Source organism: Stenotrophomonas sp. I18B00994 (genome assembly GCF_014145825.1).
Classification (GTDB): domain Bacteria; phylum Pseudomonadota; class Gammaproteobacteria; order Xanthomonadales; family Xanthomonadaceae; genus Stenotrophomonas; species Stenotrophomonas maltophilia.
Genome location: NZ_JACIUW010000014.1, coordinates 64,959 through 83,790 on the forward strand (window position 1 = coordinate 64,959; position 18,832 = coordinate 83,790).

Sequence of the window (18,832 nt, forward strand, 5' to 3'; positions counted from 1 at the left end):
GGATGCCGGTCAATAATTTATTCTTGCTTTCGATGCCAAAAGGAATAAATATTCCAACAGGCATTCGAGGAGGGTGTGCACCGCATGAGCCTGGCTTCCCGCGAACCGCACCGGCGTTGGCCGCGCCGGTTGACCCTGGCCCTGTGCCTGCTGGCCGCACCAGCCTTTGCACAGGCGGCACCACCGCCCGACCCGGGTGCGCCGCTGCCCTATGTGATCGGCCTGCACGAGGCCTACCTCACCCCGCAGTACTGGGCCGCGCGCCTGGACAACGCTGATGCGCCGATTCTGGATCGCGCGCAGATCGAGGCGCAGAACGCGCGGATGCGGGTGCAGGACAACCATATCCAGGACATCGCCACACTGCCCGCCCAGCTTGATGCGGCGACGGTGCGTGCCAGCATCAGCGCGCTGTCCCGCTGGCCCACGCGTGCACTGTTCAACGAGACGGGCCAGGCCATCGCTCCCGCGCTGCGCAGCGGCATCGAAGCCAACCTCGGCCTCGATGCGATTCCTGCCCAGGTGGCACCGGCCTATGGGCTGGTGGTGAAGCGCGCGGCACTGCGTACCTTCCCCACCCGCGAGCGCGTCTTCAGCACCGCCGGTGACACCGACATCGACCGCTTCCAGGAATCGGCGCTGTTCCCCGGCGACAAGGTCGCGGTGGTTCACCGCAGTGCCGACGGCCGCTGGCTGTTCGTGCACAGCGAGCGCTACAGCGCGTGGATCGAAGCCGACGCCATCGCCAGCGGCGACAAGGCCACGGTGCTCGGCTATGGCGCGAAGGGCCCGTACCGCATCATCACCGGCGCCACCGCGCAGACCGCCTACACCCCGGAGGAACCGCGCGTATCGCGCCTGCAGCTGGACATGGGCGTACGCCTGCCGGTGCTGGCCGACTGGCCCGCTTCAGAACCCGTGAACGGCCAGCAGGCGCATGCCTCGTGGGTGGTGCAGTTGCCGGTGCGCGAGGCCGATGGGCGTCTGAAGCTCGTACCGGCGCTGCTGCCGCGCTCGCAGGACACCGCCGCCGACTACCTGCCACTGACCCCGCGCCTGCTGCTGCAGCAGGCCTTCAAGTTCCTGGGCGAACGCTACGGCTGGGGCCACGACTACGACACCCGCGACTGCAGCGGGTTCGTTTCCGAGATCTACCGCAGCTTCGGCGTGCTGCTGCCGCGCAATACCAGTGCGCAGGCGGTCAGCCCGGCACTGGATCGCCTGCCGTTCACCGACAAGGTCGGCAAGGCCGCGCGCGACCGTGCGGTCAGCGAACTACAGGTCGGCGACCTGGTCTACATCCCCGGCCACGTGATGATGGCCATTGGCCACGTCGACGGCCGCACCTGGGTGATCCACGATACGGCGGGCGGCAGCTGGTTCGGTGCCGACGGCAGACGTGTGCAGGCCCATCTCAATGGTGTTTCGGTCACGCCGCTGGAGCCGATGATGGCCAGCGATACCGTCCGCTACATCGACCGCATCACCAACATCCAGCGCCTGCGGGCCAAGACCCCCTGAATGAAGATCACTGCCATCGAACTGGGCATGCTGCGCGTGCCGCTGAAGACGCCGTTCAAGACTGCCCTGCGCACGGTGGAAACCGTGGAAGACGTGGTCGTACTGATCCGCACCGACACCGCCAACACCGGTTACGGTGAAGCCCCGGCCACCGCGGTGATCACCGGCGATACGCACGGCTCGATCATCGAAGCGATCCGCCACTTCATCGCCCCGCGCCTGATCGGCCAGGACGTGGTCAACCTCAACCATCTGTGCACGCTGGTGCAGACCGCGATGGAGCGCAACACCAGCGCCAAGGCAGCGGTGGAGATCGCGCTGTACGACCTGTGGGCGCAGCTGCACGGTGCGCCGCTGTACCAGATGCTCGGTGGTGGCGACCCGGTGATCACCACCGACATCACCATCAGCGTGGACTACATCGACAAGATGGTGGCCGATTCGCTGTCGGCGATCGAACGCGGCTTCGAGTCGCTGAAGATCAAGGTCGGCAAGGACATCGGACTGGACATCGAACGGGTCAAGGCGATCCATGCCGCCGTGGAAGGCCGTGCCCTGCTGCGACTGGATGCCAACCAGGGCTGGACCGCCAAGCAGGCGGTGCATGCGATGCGTACGCTGGAAGAGGCCGGCGTGGTGCTGGAGCTGCTGGAGCAACCGGTGAAGGCGGCTGACATCAGCGGCCTGAAGTACGTCACCGATCGCGTCAACACGCCGGTGATGGCCGACGAGAGCGTGTTCAGCCCGAGCCAGGTGATGGACCTGATCCAGCAGCGCGCGGCCGACATCATCAACATCAAGCTGATGAAGACCGGCGGCCTGTCGAATGCGATCCGCATCGCCGACATCGCCGGCATCTACGGCGTGCCGTGCATGATCGGCTGCATGATCGAGTCGAGCATCAGCGTGGCCGCCGCCGTGCACCTGGCCGTGGCCAAGAGTGATGTGATCACCAAGGTTGACCTCGACGGTCCCTCGCTGGGCCAGTTCGACCCGGTCAGCGGCGGCGTGCATTTCAACGAATCGGAGATCAGCATCAGCGACGTGCCGGGGCTGGGCATTACTGAGGTGCGTGGGCTGGAGATGCTGGGGTGATCTCTGCCCTGCGGCTGACGTTGCGTGCCACTGACGCTGGGTCGCGCGTTACTTTTCTTTTCGCGAAAGGAAAAGTAACCAAAAGAAACGCTCCCCCGGCCGCGAGCCGACGTGCTGCGCACGTCGGTGCCCTGCGCTCCTCGGTCCGCCGAGGGACGGCGCGGAACTCGCTGCGCTCAGACACCCGCGCCTCTTCGCCCTCGCCGGACCTGCGGTGCTCGGCTCGCTTGAAGGCGGACTCAACGTCAAAGGCAACAACTGCATCCCGTAACCTCTTCGCGGCTGGAACCCGCCCGACCCATTCCATGGCACGCTCTACGCTGCCAACCGCAACGCGCCTACACATGCCCGGACACCCCGCATGCCGCCCCTGCTGAAGATCCGTTCCGAGCGCGGGCAGATGTCGGCCATCGAGCGCCGCATCGCCGACTTCATCCTCGACAACGCCCACCTGCTGCGCGACTACTCGTCCCAGCAACTGGCCAGCGCGCTGGGCATCAGCCAGTCCAGCGTGGTGAAGTTCAGCCAGAAGCTCGGCTTCAAGGGCTACCCGGACCTGAAGTACTCCATCGGCCAGGATGTCGCCCGTGCTGGCGCCGATCCGCAGCAGGCCCCCAGCGAACCCGACAGCGGCGACGACTACCTGCGCCTGGGCGACACCCTGCGCCGCAGCAAGGCGCAGGCCGAAGAGGAAACCCGCCAGGCCAACCCGCGCAAGGAGATCGAGCGCATCGTGCAGCTGCTCGACGGCGCGCCGAAGCTGTTCGTGTACGGCCTGGGTGACGACGGCCTGTTCGCGCGCGAGTTCGCCATGCGGCTGTCGCTGCTCGGCCTGCTGGTGGTGCCGCATACCGACCCGATCCTGATGCTGGCCAACCTGTCGGCCGCGCGCCCCGGTGATGCGCTGCTGGTGTTCTCCGAATTCGGCAACCTGCCTCAGCTTTCGCAGCTGTCGCGCCAGTTCCAGGACATGGGTGGCAAGGTGATTTCCATCACCCGCCATACCGCCAACCCGCTGCGCGCGCATGCTGACGCAGCGCTGGTGGTGTGCGCGCACGAGCGCACGCCGCAGGTCGCGCAGCTGCTGTACCGTAGCGCCATGCACGCCCTGCTCGATTTCCTGTTCGTGCTGCTCTGCCACACCAATCCGGACCGCCAGCAGCAGCTGGCGGTGAACCTGGAGCGGATCGACCACCTGCTGGATTCCTGACCGGAGCACCTGTTGATGAAATCCCTGGTCCGTCTCGCTACCGCTGCACTGCTGCTTGCCGCGGCGGCATCCGTCCACGCTGCGCCGCTGCAGGGTGCGCGCCAGCTGATCGTGGTCACCAGCGAAAGCTGGGACAGCACACAGGGCCAGCTGCAGGCCTACGTGCGTGATGGCAAGGGCTGGCACGCACATGGAGAGGCGTTCCCGGTGGCACTGGGCCGCACCGGCAGCGCCTGGGGCCTGGGCCTGCACCCGGCGCAGGCCGATGGCCCGCAGAAGCAGGAAGGCGATGGCCGCAGCCCGGCAGGCGTGTTCGCGCTCGGCAGCGCGTTCGGCTATGCCGTCACACGACCAGGCACGGCCATGGCCTACCAGCCGATGCTCGAAAGCAGCTACTGCATGGATGTGTCCGGTTCGCCGTTCTACAACCGCATCGTCGATGAGAAGAAGGTCGGCAAGGCAGCTGTGGAAGGCTCCACCGAGCCGATGCGGCTGGATCTGCACAACAGGGGCGACGTGCGTTACCAGGAAGGCTTCGTGATCGCCCACAACCCGGACAACCAGCCCGGCAAGGGCAGCTGCATCTTCGCGCATCTGTGGCGCCAACCCGGTGAGGCCACGGCCGGCTGCACCGCCATGCCGCAGGCCCGCATGCAAGCCCTGCTGGACTGGTTGCGGCCGCAGGATGCGCCGCGCTTCGTGCTGCTGCCGCGCGCCGAGTACACGCGCCTGCAGGCCCAGTGGCAACTGCCCGCACTGCGCGGAGACGCCCGTTGAGCGCGCAGGACGAACCGCAGCTGCAGCGCGCGGTCAGCCGCTGGCAGATCGTCGGCCTGTCGATCAACGATGTGATCGGCAGCGGCATCTACCTGCTGCCGGCCGCCACCGTCGCCCTGCTTGGCCCCTTCAGCCTGTGGGGCGTGGTCGCTGCCGGCATCGTGGTCGCCCTGCTGGTGCTGTGCTACGCGCAGGCCGCCAGCTATTTCGACGAGCCCGGTGGCAGCTACCTGTATGCACGCGAGGCGTTCGGGCGCTTCGCCGGGTTCGAGATCGGCTGGATGATCTGGCTGACCCGCATCAGCTCGGCGGCCGCACTCAGCAACGCGCTGGCCGATGCGGTCGCGCGTTTCTGGCCGTGGGCCGGTGCCGGCATGGGGCGCATCGCGGTGATCGTGGTGTCGCTGGGCTTCCTCACCGCCGTCAACATCATCGGCGTGCGCTCGGCCGCGCGCACCGGCGTGGTGCTGGTGATCGGCAAGATGTTGCCGCTGCTGCTGTTCGTGGCCATCGGTGCGTTCTATATCGACCCGCAGCTGGCCTTCTCCGGCCAGCGCCCCGACCCGCACGACCTGCAGCGCATGGGCGAGGCCGCGTTGCTGCTGCTGTACGCCTACGCCGGCTTCGAGAACATCCCGGCCGCCGCCGGCGAGTACCGTAATCCGCGTCGCGATATTCCGTTCGCGCTGATCACCATGATCATCACCGTCACCGTCATCTACGGCGCGGTGCAGGTGGTGGCACAGGGCACGCTGGCCGGCCTGGCCAGCTCGGCCACGCCGCTGGCCGATGCCGCTGCCGGCTTCGGCGGCGAAGCACTGGCGCTGATCCTCACCGTAGGCGCGACCATCTCCATCCTCGGCACCAACAGCAACACGATGATGATGGGCCCACGCTTCCTGTTCGCACTGGCCCGCGATGGCTATGGGCCGAAGATCCTGGCGCAGGTGCATCCGCGCTTCCACACCCCGGCCGCATCGATCCTGTGCCAGGGTTTGATCGCACTCGGCCTGGCCCTGTCCGGTTCGTTCGTGCAGCTGGCCCTGCTGTCGATGACCACGCGCCTGTTCGCCTACATCGGAACGGCCGCTGCGGTACTGGTGCTGGCCAAGCGCTATGCGGACCGGCCGGGCGCACTGAAACTGCCGGGTGGCCCGCTGATTCCGGTACTGGCGCTGCTGCTGTGCCTGGCGCTGTTCGCCAGTGCCAGCTGGCAGAACATCGCTGCTGCGCTGGTGGCGTTCGCCATCGGCGCGGTGATCTACAAGCTGCCGCGAAAAGATGCCGACGCCGGATGACCAATAGCGCCGGGCCATGCCCGGCGGATTGATCTGGTGATCACGCTGCCGGACCGGGCCGTTAACCGCCACACAGGCAGGATCAGGCTTCGTCCACAACGGAGCCTTCCATGACCGAGTACCAGATCCCCGGCCGCGTACCGGACGACAGCACGCCGCGTGATGCGGTCAGCAACTACTGGCGTGAGCGCTACACGGCCGAGCCGTATTACGACGACCAGCTGTTCTTCGAGGATTATGAACCGGCCTACCGCATCGGCCACGCCGCGCGTGCGCAGGACATGATCCGCGCCTACGAACAGGTCGAAGCTGAACTGGAGTCGCGCTGGGCCAGCGAGCGTGGCCGCAGCCGGCTGGAATGGGCGCAGGCGCGCGGTGCCGTGCGCCGTGGCTGGGAGGATGCGCAGTTGGCGGATCCGCGGTTGAAGCGATAACGCCATGCTTTTGTCGGGCCGAGCCTACGCTCGGCTCGACTCCAAAAACGCCGCAGGACAGCCGAGCATTGGCCCGGCTCTACACATTCACTCCTGTTCCGGCAGCGGCGGCACGGCCGCGCTGCGCTTGCTCTCACCGCCACCGGCGGCGATCAGGTCGCGGGTGTTCTTCTGCACCGCCACCGCGCCGAACAGCGACAGTGCATACGCCATGCCGTAGAAGCCCTTCTCGCTCGGTGCCAGCGTGGCATTCCACAGGCCAACCAGCAGCAGCATCAACGCCGACAGCAGTGCGAACCAGCACAGCGCGTAGTACAGGCCACTCACCGGAATGCCCTCGACGCGGTCACGCACGCTCTTCTGCAGCGACACCGCCGCGAACAGGCCGAACAGCAGCAGGGTCAGGTAGTAGCCCTTTTCGTTGAGCGCCATCGTGGCGTTGAACAGACCGATCAGGTAGGCCGCCGCACCCAGCAGCAGGGCCACCCATGAGGCGGCGATGAAGGCGGTGGAGGGCTTGTGGGGCATGGCAGTGTTCATTGCAGATCCTTGGCAGGCAGACGGGCACGCTTTGCCCGGGCGTGCCCACCCTAGACGATCCCGCCGCGCTCGCACAGGGGTCGCAGGACCTTCGGGCCACGACGCTCACGACGCCAGTGGTATACAAGGGACAGCCCGGCCATCCGCATCCCCGCCCTGGAGATACCCATGACCCGCACGCCCCTGCTGCTCGCCCTCGGCCTGGTGCCGATCCTTGCCACCTCCGCCTGCAATGCCGCCGACCCGGCCGCCAACGGCGCCCAGACTGCGGCGCCCGCAGCCTCCACCACTGCCGACCAGCGCCCGTTCACCGCAACCGAAATCAGCCGGTTCGACCAGCCGTGGGCGATGACCTTCCTGCCGGACGGCAGCCTGCTGGTCACCGAAAAGCGCGGCAAGCTGCAGCACCTGGACCTGGCCAGCGGCCAGAAGCACGAGATCACCGGCGTTCCGAAGGTCGCTTACGGCGGCCAGGGCGGCTTCGGTGACGTGATCCTGCACCCGCAATTCGCGAGCAACCACGTGATCTACCTCAGCTATGCCGAGGAAGGCACGCTGGACACCCGCGGCGCCGCCGTGGCCCGTGCCACGCTGGCGCTGGACGCCAACGGTGCCGGCCAGCTGAAGGACCTGAAGGTGATCTGGCGACAGAGCCCGAAGGTGAGTGGTGAAGGTCACTACGGCCATCGCCTTGCTTTTGGCCCGGACGGCAAGCTGTGGATCAGCTCCAGCGAGCGCCAGAAGTTCGATCCGGCGCAGGACATGGGCGGCAACCTCGGCAAGATCATCCGCCTCAACGATGATGGCAGCCTGCCCGCCGACAACCCGTTCGCCTCGCAGGGCGGCGTGGCCGCGCAGGTGTGGTCACTGGGCCACCGCAACATCCTCGGCATGGCCTTCGATGCCAACGGCAAGCTGTGGGCACACGAGATGGGCCCGGCCGGCGGTGACGAACTGAACCTGATCGTGCGCGGCGCCAACTACGGCTACCCGATCGTTTCCAATGGTGACCATTACGACGGCCGGCCGATTCCCGACCACGACACGCGCCCGGAATTCGCCGCGCCGAAGGTGACCTGGACGCCAGTGATCTCGCCGGCCGGCTTCGTGATCTACAGCGGCAACCTGTTCCCGCAGTGGAAGGGCAGCGGCTTCATCGGCGGCCTGTCCTCCACCTCGCTGGTGCGCGTGGCCTTCGACGGCGACAGCGCGCGCGAAGCCGAACGCTTCAACATGGGCGAGCGCATCCGCGAAGTGGAACAGGGCCCGGATGGCGCCCTGTGGCTGCTGGAAGACGGCAGCAAGGCGCGCCTGCTGAAGCTCACCCCGAGCACCTGAGGTAGTGCCGGTCGCTGGCCGGCACGTTTGTCTGCAACGGCCCCGCACGCGGGGCCGCCTGCGTTCATTGGATGGTGATGACCTTCACCTCGGTCTTCGTGCAGGCCTGGTCCAGGCACTGCCCGTTCAACCACACCTGGCCGCTGCCGATCATCACGCCCTGCTGGTTGACGAACACCTTGCCGAAATCCTGCTCGGACACCGCCTTGACCACCGCCGGGGTGATGATCTTCTCGTAGTTGCGCTGGAACTCACCGGGGCCGGTGATCTTCTTTCCGCCACCGACGTTCAATGGAAAGCGCACTTCCTCGACCACCGCAGCGCGATCGCCGCCAACCACGGCGGCCTTGAACGCATTGAAGACCTTCTCGAACTGCACCGCATCGCCAAGCAGCGTTTCGATGCGCGCGCGTGCGTCTTCGGCGGGCGCTTCCGCTGCGGGCGCGGCCGGTGCCGAAGCAGCGGGTTCAGTGGCAGATGCCGCAGGCGTTGCCGGGGCGCTGGCCTCCATCGGCGGCGGTGCATCCGCCGCAGGCTCGGCCGGCGGTGCCGCCGGCTGCGAGCAGGCGGCCAGCACCAGGGCGGGAATCAGACAAGCCATCCGGCGCATGCGCGCACTCCATCGAAACAGGGAGCCCGATGGTAGCGCCGCCGCGGTGAGGACAACAAAAAGGGGACGGAGGGGATTAAGTCGTTAGTGGCACAAACGACTTAATCCCCTCCGTCCCCTTTTTCTTCGATCAGGCCTTCAGCAGCTCGAACTGCACGGCTTCGCCGGCCGCCGAGGACGCGCAGACCCACAGATCGAAGTGGCCCGGCTCGGCACGCAGCACGCCGTCGCGGCCGGTGAAGGCCAGCTGCTCGCGGGTGAGGGTGAACACCACGTCGGTCGACTCGCCTGGCTGCAGTGCCACCTTGCGGAAGTCCTTCAGTTCACGCACCGGACGCACGCGGCTGGCCACGCGGTCGTGGATGTACAGCTGCACCACTTCCTCGCCGGCCACGTCGCCGCTGTTGGTCAGGGTGGTGGTGATGGTCAGGGTGTCGTCCCAGCCGAGCTGCGCCGCACTCAGCCGCGGCACGCCGTAGGCGAAGGTGGTGTAACCGATGCCGTGGCCGAACGGGTACAGCGGCTCGTTCGGAATCTCGCGCCAGCGAGCCTTGAACTCCGACATGGTCGGCAGTTCCGGGCGGCCGGTGCGCGGGTGGTTGTAGAAGTACGGCTGCTGGCCGGACACCTGCGGGAAGCTGACCGGCAGGCGGCCGGACGGGCTGTAGTCGCCGAACAGCACATCAGCCACGGCATGGCCGGTCTGCGTGCCCAGGTACCAGGTCACCGCCACGGCCTGCGCATTGCGCACCGCGCCCTGCAGTGCCAGCGCGCGGCCGTTGCGCAGCAGCACCACCAGCGGCTTGCCGGTCATCGCCACCGCCTCGGCCAGTGCCTGCTGTGCCGGCGGCAGGGTGATCTCCACGCGCGACTGCGCTTCACCGCTGTAGCGCTGCGGTTCGCCCAGCGCCAGCACCACCACGTCGGCGCGCAGCGCGGCAGCCACCGCTGCTTCGGTGCCGCCCGGAATGGCAGTTTCCAGTTCGCAGCCCGGCACGATCTCCAGCAGCGCTTCATCGCCGATGGCGGCGCGCACGCCGGTTTCCAGGTCCACGTAACGCTGCTTGTCGCCGAACAGGGTCCAGCAGCCTTCAATGTTCTCGCGGTCCTGCACGAACGGACCGATCAGCGCGATCTTCTGCCCGGTCTTCTGCAACGGCAGCACGTTGTCGCGGTTGTTCAGCAGCACGATCGAACGGCGCGCGGCATCGCGCGACAGTTCGTCATGCGCGGCGAGGTACGAGGTATCGGCTTCGCGCGCCGGGTCCAGCGAACGGTACGGGTCGTCGAACAGGCCGATGGTTTCCTTCAGCCACAGGATGCGGCGCACGCCCTCATCCAGTACCGCCATCGGCACCTCGCCGCTCTCGACCAGGCCCGGCAGGTGCTCGGCGTAGAAGCCGCTCTGCATGCTCAGGTCCAGGCCGGCGGTGAACGCCTTGGCGGTGGCATCGCGGTCGTCGGCGGCATAGCCGTGCGCGACCAGTTCCATATCGGCGGTGTAGTCGGAGATCACCACGCCCGGGAACTTCCATTCACCGCGCAGGATGTCGGTCAGCAGTTCGGCGTTGGCACTGGCCGGCACGCCGTTGATGTCGTTGAACGAGGACATCACGGTGATCGCGCCGGCGTCGAAGGCGGCCTTGAACGGCGGCAGGTGCACGTCGCGCAGGGTCTGCGGCGAGATGTCCACCATGTTGTATTCCATGCCGGCCATCACCGCGCCATAGGCGGCGAAGTGCTTCGGCGTGGCCAGCAGCGAATCGGCGGCGCGCAGGTCGCTGCCCTGGAAGCCGCGCACGCGGGCGGCGGCAAAGGCACAGCCCAGCACCACGTCCTCACCGGCACCTTCGGCGCCACGGCCCCAGCGCTGGTCGCGGGCGATGTCCACGGCCGGGGCATAGGTCCAGTGCAGGCCGGCAGCGGTGGCCTCGATGGCGGTGGCGCGCGCGGTGCGCTCGGCCAGCGCCGGCTCGAAGCTGGCGGCCTCGCCCAGCGGAATCGGGAACACGGTGCGCATGCCGTGGATGACGTCGGCCGCCAGGATCACCGGGATGCCCAGGCGGCTCTCTTCGGTGGCGACCTGCTGGATCCGGCGGCCCAGTTCGGCGCCCACACCATTGAACAGCGAGCCGACCTTGCCCTCGCGCACCTGCTGCAGCACCTGGTCGGCATTGCGCACGTTGGCTTCCGGGTTCACGTCCGGGGCGAACGGGCGGACCATGTCCGCGAAGACACCCAGCTGGCCGACCTTTTCCTCGACGGTCATCTGGGCAATGAGGGATTCGATGCGATCGGAGGCCACCGGCAGTCCTTGATGAAAACGTTTACAAGCCCGGCATTCTAGCGATCCCGGGCGATTTGGCGAGGGGTTTGTTCATTCAGTTTCAGCCACCAGCGGGGTCCGTATTGCCCCGCCGGGGGCACCGCAGCTTACTCCGAGCCGGCCAGCTGGCGCTGCCCGGCCATCAACATGGCGTCGCTGGAGGCCTGGAATACCCGCAGGCCGAAGGCCGGCAGGATCGCCAGCAGGTGGTCGAAGATGTCCGACTGCACCGCCTCGTACTCGCCCCAGGCGGTGCTGCGGGTGAAGCAGTACAGCTCCAGCGGCAGGCCTTCGGTGGTCGGCTGCAGCTGGCGTACCAGCAGGGTCATGTCGGTATGGATGCCCGGGTGGCTGCGCAGGTAGCGCTCCACATAGGCCCGGAACGTACCCAGGTTGGTCACCCGGCGGCTGTTGACCTCGGCCACGCCCTGCTCGCGCAGGCGCCCGTTCCACTGCCCCAGCTCCTGCTCCTTGGCCTGCAGGTAGTCGCGCAGCAGCGCGAATTCACCGAGGAAGGCCAGGTCGCCCTCGTCCAGGAAACCGACGCTGTGCTGGTCCAGGTACAGCGCGCGCTTGATCCGGCGCCCACCCGCCTCCTGCATGCCGCGCCAGTTCTTGAACGACTCGGTCACCAGCTTCTTGGTGGGGATGGTGGTGATGGTCTTGTCGAAGTTCTGCACGGTGATGGTGTGCAGGGCGATGTCGATCACATCACCGTCAGCGTTCTGGCTGGGCATCTCGATCCAGTCACCGATGCGCACGCGACCATCGCCACTGATCTGTACGCTGGCCACCAGCGACAGGATGGTGTCCTGGAAGATCAGCATCAGCACTGCGGTGGCGGCGCCGAGACCGGTGACCAGATAGCGGAGGTCGACGCCGGCCAGGGTGGCAACGATCGACAGGCCGGCGATCACGAAGATGACGATCTTGGCGACCTGCAGGTACCCCTTGATCGGCTTGTTGCGTGCCTCGGGGCGGCGCTCGTAGAGATCATTGGCCGCATCCAGCGCATGCGAGATGGCCAGCACCACGGTCAGGATCGCCCACGCCTGGCAGGCGCCGATGATGAAGCTCACCAGCCCCGGCGGCAGGTCCGGCACGATGCGGATGCCCGAGGCGATCACCTGGCTGGGCACCACATTGGACAGACGCGAGATCACCCGCATCAGGTGGCTGCCGCGGCCGGTATCAGCGCCCGGCAGGCGGCTGAGCAGGCGTCGCAGCCCGCGCAGCAGGATGCGCTTGGTCACCCAGTTGGCCAGGCCAGCGGCGATCAGCAGCGCCGAGATCATCAACGCCAGGTAGGCGCCAGGATAGGGTTCCAGTGTGTTCCGCAGCCGTTCCAGCCACTGTACCGCCACCACCGCGTCCACCATCGGTTGTCTCCTGTCTGTTTCGTTGTTGCCAAGGTTGCCGGCCAGCGGCCGGCACTACCGGGGTTGCTGGCCAATGGCCGGCACGACCGGGTCAGTCCCGCGTGCGTTCGATGATCACGCCCACCGCGCGCGCGCCGCGCACCGCGCCCGGCTTGCTCAGCTTCAGGCGCAGCCACTTCACGTCGAATTCGTCCAGCACGATCTGCGCGCAACGTTCGGCCAGGGTCTCGACCAGGCCGAACTCCGACTCGCGCACGAACTGTTCCAGGCGCTTGCTCACCGCCTTGTAGTTCAGGGTGTGGGCGATGTCATCGGTGGCTGCGGGGCGACGGTTGTCGAAGCCCATTTCCAGGTCGAACACCAGGTCCTGGCGGATCCGCCGCTCCCAATCGTAGATGCCGATCAGGGCGTCGATCGTCAGCCCCTCGATGAAAACCTTGTCCATTGCGGTTACCAGCCGAATACAGACGGCCATGGTACCGGCACGGCGGTGAGCCTGCCCGGAACGGGCGGCGGGCCACCGGCGTGGGGCGGCCCGGAAAAAACAAAGGGCCCTGCTAGCGGGGCCCTTTGGTACCTCTCAACGTCCCCGGGGGGAGCTGGAATCCAGCCGCGAGTCCCGGAGCACACGATGCAGATCGTGACGTTCATTTCCTCTACGGTCCAGAGTCAATCACGACATACTGGAGGAAGCCCAAGGCGATACAGGAATTTTGCTGCCTGACACGGCGGCATTGCCCGATATCACGCCTGCGGCAACCAGCGCAGGCTAGTGATCCGCCATGTGGTCCCGTATTTGATGAGAGAGCAACGAATCCTGCAGGCAGCGCTGTCACGCCCACGGTGGGCGACGTACAAACGCATTGCATACCGGCACTGTTTGGACGCCGCCTCACTTTACGTATGGAACATGCAGATGTGCGGCGCGCTGCTATCTCCCCTGCACATCTGTGAAATCGTAATCCGCAATGCGGTGGCCGCGGCGCTGGCGCATACCTTCGGGCCGCGCTGGCCCTGGCATCCTGCACTGCTGCAGCGGATGCCAGCAGATGGCGCGTTGTCGGCCTTGCAGGATATCCATAGACAGGCAGATCCTCGGATGGACACTCCGGAGATCATCGCCAGTCTTCGTTTCGCTTTCTGGCAGCAGCTTTTCACGCGGCGCTTCGAGGGAGCCATCTGGGCGCGGGGCTTGAAGATTGCGTTGCCGAACGCGCCACAGGATGCTCTCAGCGTGGTCCGCACGAACATCCACGCTGACCTCGACCGCATCCGCCACCTGCGCAACCGCATCGCCCATCACGAGCCCATCCTCGAGCGCGACATCGGCGCCGACCTGGCCGCGATCGGGCGGCTGATCCATGCCCGCTGCCCACACACGCTGGGCTGGCTGCAGCGCCATGAGCGGGCGACAACCGTGCTGGCGGCGTCGCCGTTGGCAGTGCATCGGTAATGCGTCCGCCGGCCGTGGCCCGACGCTACCGGTTCACACCGCCGGCAGGGTCGCCATGTCCCAGCGCGGGGTCACATCCACCTTCGGCGGGCTGTGCTGGCCAGCCTGCAGGCGCAGCGCGCCGGCGAAGGCGATCATCGCGCCGTTGTCGGTGCACAGTGCCGGCCGCGGGAAGCAGGCGCGGCCGCCGAGGCGCTCGGCCATCTGCTGCAGGCGGGCGCGCAGGCGCTTGTTGGCGCCGACGCCGCCGGCCACCACGATCACGTTGGTGCCCGCCGCTTCCAGCGCGCGCTCGCACTTGATCGACAGGGTCTCGACCACCGCATCTTCAAAGCCCCGGGCGATGTCGGCACGGGTCTGCTCGCTCTGGTCGCTGTCGCGCCAGGCCATCAGGACCTGGGTCTTCAGGCCGGAGAAGCTGAAATCCAGCCCCGGGCGGTCGGTCATCGGCCGCGCGAAGCGATACGCGCCCGGCGTGCCCTGCTCGGCCAGCCTGGCCAGCTGCGGGCCACCAGGGTACGGCAGCCCCATCAGCTTGGCGGTCTTGTCGAAGGCCTCGCCGGCCGCATCGTCCAGGGTTTCGCCCAGCAGGCGGTACTGGCCGATCGCATCCACCGCCACCAGCTGGGTATGGCCACCGGACACCAGCAGTGCCACGAACGGCGCTTCCGGCGGGTCGTCTTCCATCAGCGGGGCCAGCAGGTGGCCTTCCATATGGTGTACGCCCACGGCCGGTACCTCCAGCGCCCAGGCCAGCGAACGCGCCACGCCCGCGCCCACCAGCAGCGCGCCGACCAGGCCGGGACCGGCCGTATAGGCCACGCCATCGATATCACCTACCCCCAGACCGGCTTCGGCCAGGGTCTGGCGCACCAGCGGCAGCAGCTTGCGGACGTGGTCGCGGCTGGCCAGCTCTGGCACCACACCCCCGTATTCGGCGTGCAGGGCGATCTGGCTGTAGACCGCATGGGCGCGCAGGGCCGCGCTGCCGGACAGGCCGGTGTCATACACCGCCACGCCGGTCTCATCACAGGAAGATTCGATGCCAAGGACTCGCATGCCTGCTATTATGACGCCCCTGCCGCCCCCTCGGGGGATGTGCAGATCTCACTGCTTTCGAACTTCCGGCCCGTATTCAGGGTTGGCCGCTTGCAGTTTGTCTATTCGCCGCTATAATGTGCGGCTCGCCGGGCGTGACCCGGTTCTACTGTGTCCCGGAGATTCCATGCCCAGCGTCAAAGTCCGCGAGAACGAGCCCTTCGAGTTTGCTCTTCGCCGCTTCAAGCGCACTTGCGAAAAGGCCGGTGTGCTGGCCGAAACCCGCAAGCGCGAGTTCTACGAAAAGCCGACCCAGGAGCGCAAGCGCAAGGCCGCCGCTGCTGTGAAGCGTCAGCTGCGCCGCTCGTCGCGCGACGTCACCAAGCGTCAGCGCCTGTACTGATCGGACGCATCTTCATTGCGGCGGGCCTGCCTGTCGCGATGGAGCCGAAGCCGGCACGCGCGAGCGTCGCCGGCTTTTTGCGTTTCCGGGTTCGGGCATCCGCCCCCGCCCCACCTACCACCACGAGGTTCCTCATGAGCATGAAGCAGCAGCTCACCGAAGACATGAAGGCCGCCATGAAGGCGGGCGAGAAGCACAAGCTGGGCGTGATCCGCCTGATCAATGCCGCCATCAAGCAGCGCGAAGTGGACGAGCGCATCGAACTGGACGACACCGCCGTGATCGCCGTGCTCGACAAGATGGTCAAGCAGCGCAAGGACTCGGTCAGCCAGTACGAAGCCGCCAACCGCGAAGACCTGGCCGAGATCGAGCGCGCCGAGATCGTGGTCATCGAAGCCTACCTGCCGGCCAAGATGGGCGAAGCCGAGATCGTGGCCGCCATCCAGGCCGCCATCGCCGAAACCGGCGCCTCCGGCCCGGCCGACATGGGCAAGCTGATGGGCGCACTGAAGCCCAAGCTCGCCGGCCAGGCCGACATGGGCCTGGTTTCCAAGCTGGTCAAGCAGCTGCTGGCGTAATCCAGCACTTGCGGTCGGATCCCTTCCGCGACACGGAAGGGCTCTGACCCCATTGATGCACCCGCTTCACCGCACCTTCGTCGGTCGCCTGCTACAACCGCACACATGGTTGAACCCGAGCCCAACGTTCCCGTGTCACTGCGCAAGTACATCAAGCGCCTGCAGGACAGCTTCCCGATGGCGGTGGCCAAGCGCTTCATCGACGTCGACGTGCTGACCCAGGCAGCTTCCGTCTCCTTCTACGCCCTGCTGTCGATGGCACCGTTGCTGGTGCTGCTGCTGTGGCTGACCGCCTCGCTGTACCCGCCGGCCCAGCAGGCACTGATCGACCAGATCAGCTCGGTGGCCGGCAGCAGCGCGGCCACCGTGGCCGAAACCGTTCTGAAGAACGCCGACAACCAGCCGGATGTCGGCTCGCTGGCGGGTGTGTGGAGCACGCTGCTGCTGTTCGTCGGCGCCACCGCCGTGTTCGCCCAGCTGCAGAACGCACTGAACCTGATCTTCCGCACCAGCGGCGAGCGCCTGGAAGGCCTCAAGGCCTGGCTGCGCAAGCGCGTGTTCTCGTTCGGCGTGGTGCTGGCGCTGGGCTTCCTGCTGATCCTGTCGATGACCGCCACCACGGTGCTGCAGGTGGCCTTCGCGCAACTGCCCTCGATCCTGCCCGCGCTGGGGTACGTCACGAGCCTGCTGCTGTACGCAGTCGGCTTCGCCTTCATGTACCACTACCTGCCCGACCGTCGCGTGGCGTGGCGCCAGGCCTTCATCGGCGGCGTCATCACCTCGGCACTGTTCGCACTGGGGCGGTACGGCATCGGCGTCTACATCGCCACCGTGGCCCCCGGCAGTGCCTACGGCTCGATGGGCGCGCTGGTGATCTCGCTGGTCTGGATCTACTACGCCACCGTCGTGTTCTTCGTTGGTGCCCTGATGACGGCGGTGATCGATGAGCGCCTGCGCGCGCGTCATCACCTGGCCGCAGCCGGCATTGATCCGGCAACCGCCAGCCAGGTGCCCGACAGGGGGTAAACTAGGCCGACCGCCCCCGGTTCCGTCGCGTGGTCCTGCACCGCGCCCTGCCCTGTTGCCCATGGCCCGTATCCCCGACGCTTTCATCGACGACCTGCTCGCCCGCACCGACATCGTCGAGGTGGTGGGCAGCCGCGTGCCGTTGAAGCGCCAGGGCAAGGAGTACGCCGCGCGCTGCCCGTTCCATGACGAGCGCTCCGCGTCGTTCACGGTCTCGCCCACCAAGCAGTTCTATCACTGCTTCGGCTGCGGCGCGCACGGCACCGCGATCAGCTTCCTGATGAACTACGACCGCCTCGAGTTCCTCGACGCGGTGGATGAGCTGGCCAAGCGCGCGGGCATGGAAGTACCGCGCAACGAGAACCCGCGCAGCCCCCAGCAGCAGGACGACAGTCGCGAGCTGTATTCGGCACTGGATGCCGCTGCCCGGTTCTTCCAGAAGAACCTGGAAGGCAGCGACAAGGCACGCAGTTACCTTGATGGGCGTGGCGTGGACGAAGAGAACCGCGCGCGCTTCCAGATCGGCTACGCCCCGGATGGGTACAGCGGCCTGCGCGATGCACTGGGCAAGGACGAGCGGCGCATGAAACTGCTCGACCGCGCCGGCCTGTTCTCGAAGAACGACCGCGGCCACGTCTACGACAAATTCCGCGACCGGGTGATGTTCCCGATCTTCGACCGCCGTGGCCGGGTGATCGCCTTCGGTGGCCGCGTGTTCGAGAAGGATGACGGCCCCAAGTACCTCAACTCGCCCGAAACCGCGCTGTTCCACAAGGGCCGCGAACTGTACGGCCTGTGGCAGGTGCGCCAGGCCAACCAGAAGATCGAGCGGTTGATCGTGGTCGAGGGCTACATGGACGTGGTCTCGCTGTTCCAGTTCGGTGTCACCCAGGCGGTGGCAACACTGGGTACCGCAACCACGCCGGACCATGCCGAGCTGCTGTTCCGCAACGCGCCGGACGTGTTCTTCTGCTTCGACGGCGACGCCGCCGGCCGCCGCGCCGGCTGGAAGGCGCTGGAGTCGGTGCTGCCGCGCATGAAGGACGGCCGCCAGGCCTTCTTCCTGTTCCTGCCCGATGGCGAGGACCCCGACACCATCGTGCGCAAGGAAGGCGCCGAGGCCTTCAACGAGCGCCTGAAGCAGGCCACGCCGCTGTCGCAGTTCTTCTTCGATGAACTGACCCGCGAGATCAACCTGGGCACGCTGGACGGCAAGGCGCGCCTGGCCGAACGCGCAAAGCCGATGCTGGCGCAGATTCCCGACGGTGCCTTCGGCGACCTGATGAAGCAGCAGCTGGCGCAGCTGACCGGGCTCGGCGGCAACGCCCAGGCTGCACGCACGCCGATGCCGCAACGCCAGCCTTCGCGCACGATCCAGCCAGTGGCCAGGCGCAGCCTGGTGCGCGGCGCGATCGCCGTGCTGCTGCAGCAGCCGTCGCTGGCGCTGACCCTGGGCGGCAAGCATCACTTCCAGGGCCTTCGCCTGCCGGGTGTGGAACTGCTGCTGGAGCTGCTGGGGCTGGTCGAACAGCGCCCGGACATCAGCACCGGCGCCCTGCTGGAACACTTCGACGGCCGCGAGGAACAGGCCTCGCTGCATACATTGGCCGCACAGACGCTGCCCGGCACCGAAGCCAGCTGGACCCAGGAACTGCACGACGCAGTGGCCCAGCTGGAGAAACAGCTGCTGGTGCAACGTCTGGAGGAGTTGTTGGCAAAGCAGCGCCAGCAGGGCCTGGACGATACTGACAAATACGAACTGCGCGAGCTGCTCAAGGCCCGCGCCGGGCTGCGCCTGTAGCAGCA

At 67.1% G+C, this 18,832-nt stretch carries 18 protein-coding genes; 12 read left to right on the plus strand and 6 right to left on the minus strand.

Going from position 1 to position 18,832, the window contains the following annotated elements; translation table 11 throughout:
* Positions 1-84: 84 nt before the first annotated feature.
* From H4O10_RS15605 to H4O10_RS15630, 6 genes are all read left to right on the plus strand, one after another.
* Positions 85-1,521 carry an SH3 domain-containing protein gene (locus tag H4O10_RS15605; RefSeq protein ID WP_049453473.1) on the plus strand — a complete coding sequence of 479 codons (1,437 nt, stop codon included), beginning with the start codon at positions 85-87 and terminating at the stop codon, positions 1,519-1,521.
* On the plus strand, positions 1,522-2,616 hold the full coding sequence (locus tag H4O10_RS15610; RefSeq protein WP_033833650.1) for a dipeptide epimerase: 1,095 nt from the start codon (positions 1,522-1,524) through the stop codon (positions 2,614-2,616).
* A gap of 361 nt (positions 2,617-2,977) precedes the next feature.
* Complete coding sequence (locus H4O10_RS15615) at positions 2,978-3,826, plus strand: MurR/RpiR family transcriptional regulator (RefSeq protein ID WP_033833649.1); 849 nt, start codon at positions 2,978-2,980, stop codon at positions 3,824-3,826.
* A 15-nt stretch (positions 3,827-3,841) separates the two neighbouring features.
* On the plus strand, positions 3,842-4,603 hold the full coding sequence (locus H4O10_RS15620; RefSeq protein ID WP_033833648.1) for a L,D-transpeptidase family protein: 762 nt from the start codon (positions 3,842-3,844) through the stop codon (positions 4,601-4,603).
* Entirely contained in the window at positions 4,600-5,901 is a 1,302-nt protein-coding gene (locus tag H4O10_RS15625) for an amino acid permease (protein ID WP_049453084.1), read from the plus strand. The genes H4O10_RS15620 and H4O10_RS15625 overlap by 4 nt, the downstream gene beginning before the upstream one ends.
* 110 nt (positions 5,902-6,011) lie before the next feature.
* Positions 6,012-6,335 carry a hypothetical protein gene (locus tag H4O10_RS15630; protein ID WP_033833647.1) on the plus strand — a complete coding sequence of 108 codons (324 nt, stop codon included), beginning with the start codon at positions 6,012-6,014 and terminating at the stop codon, positions 6,333-6,335.
* 87 nt (positions 6,336-6,422) lie between these two features.
* Here H4O10_RS15630 and yiaA read toward each other — a convergent pair whose 3' ends face one another.
* Positions 6,423-6,875: an inner membrane protein YiaA gene (gene yiaA / locus H4O10_RS15635; RefSeq protein WP_033833646.1), complete on the minus strand. Its 453-nt coding sequence runs from the start codon at positions 6,873-6,875 to the stop codon at positions 6,423-6,425.
* A gap of 168 nt (positions 6,876-7,043) precedes the next feature.
* On the opposite strand from yiaA, the gene H4O10_RS15640 reads away from it, so the two are divergent.
* A complete protein-coding gene (locus H4O10_RS15640) occupies positions 7,044-8,213 on the plus strand; it encodes a PQQ-dependent sugar dehydrogenase (RefSeq protein ID WP_049433370.1) in 1,170 nt (389 codons plus the stop codon).
* Between the two features lie 64 nt (positions 8,214-8,277).
* Here the strand turns inward: H4O10_RS15640 and H4O10_RS15645 are convergent, their stop codons facing one another.
* The 4 genes from H4O10_RS15645 to folB all read right to left on the minus strand — a co-directional run bounded on the left by H4O10_RS15645 (position 8,278) and on the right by folB (position 12,973).
* Positions 8,278-8,823, minus strand: coding sequence for a hypothetical protein (locus H4O10_RS15645; protein ID WP_088470127.1), 546 nt, complete (start codon positions 8,821-8,823; stop codon positions 8,278-8,280).
* A gap of 130 nt (positions 8,824-8,953) precedes the next feature.
* Positions 8,954-11,128, minus strand: a complete 2,175-nt coding sequence (locus tag H4O10_RS15650; RefSeq protein WP_049433368.1) for a glycoside hydrolase family 3 N-terminal domain-containing protein — start codon at positions 11,126-11,128, stop codon at positions 8,954-8,956.
* A gap of 128 nt (positions 11,129-11,256) precedes the next feature.
* Positions 11,257-12,528 carry a mechanosensitive ion channel domain-containing protein gene (locus tag H4O10_RS15655; protein WP_033833643.1) on the minus strand — a complete coding sequence of 424 codons (1,272 nt, stop codon included), beginning with the start codon at positions 12,526-12,528 and terminating at the stop codon, positions 11,257-11,259.
* A 91-nt stretch (positions 12,529-12,619) separates the two neighbouring features.
* Positions 12,620-12,973 carry a dihydroneopterin aldolase gene (folB, locus tag H4O10_RS15660; protein WP_005407807.1) on the minus strand — a complete coding sequence of 118 codons (354 nt, stop codon included), beginning with the start codon at positions 12,971-12,973 and terminating at the stop codon, positions 12,620-12,622.
* Positions 12,974-13,327: 354 nt separating this feature from the next.
* Between folB and H4O10_RS15665 the strand changes: the two genes are divergently transcribed.
* Positions 13,328-13,981 (plus strand): hypothetical protein, encoded by a 654-nt coding sequence (locus tag H4O10_RS15665; RefSeq protein WP_033833642.1) that lies wholly within the window; start codon positions 13,328-13,330, stop codon positions 13,979-13,981.
* Positions 13,982-14,014: 33 nt separating this feature from the next.
* On the opposite strand, the gene tsaD is transcribed toward H4O10_RS15665, so the two are convergent.
* Complete coding sequence (gene tsaD, locus H4O10_RS15670) at positions 14,015-15,040, minus strand: tRNA (adenosine(37)-N6)-threonylcarbamoyltransferase complex transferase subunit TsaD (RefSeq protein WP_032966370.1); 1,026 nt, start codon at positions 15,038-15,040, stop codon at positions 14,015-14,017.
* Positions 15,041-15,206: 166 nt separating this feature from the next.
* On the opposite strand from tsaD, the gene rpsU reads away from it, so the two are divergent.
* From rpsU to dnaG, 4 genes are all read left to right on the plus strand, one after another.
* Entirely contained in the window at positions 15,207-15,422 is a 216-nt protein-coding gene (rpsU, locus tag H4O10_RS15675; protein ID WP_002808376.1) for a 30S ribosomal protein S21, read from the plus strand.
* Positions 15,423-15,556: 134 nt separating this feature from the next.
* The gene (locus tag H4O10_RS15680) at positions 15,557-16,000 is read left to right on the plus strand and encodes a GatB/YqeY domain-containing protein (RefSeq protein ID WP_005412032.1); all 444 of its coding nucleotides are present in this window, start codon (positions 15,557-15,559) and stop codon (positions 15,998-16,000) included.
* Between the two features lie 105 nt (positions 16,001-16,105).
* Positions 16,106-17,026 carry a YihY/virulence factor BrkB family protein gene (locus tag H4O10_RS15685; RefSeq protein ID WP_049402636.1) on the plus strand — a complete coding sequence of 307 codons (921 nt, stop codon included), beginning with the start codon at positions 16,106-16,108 and terminating at the stop codon, positions 17,024-17,026.
* Positions 17,027-17,087: 61 nt separating this feature from the next.
* Positions 17,088-18,827: a DNA primase gene (gene dnaG / locus H4O10_RS15690; protein WP_033833640.1), complete on the plus strand. Its 1,740-nt coding sequence runs from the start codon at positions 17,088-17,090 to the stop codon at positions 18,825-18,827.
* The last annotated feature ends 5 nt before the right edge of the window (positions 18,828-18,832 follow it).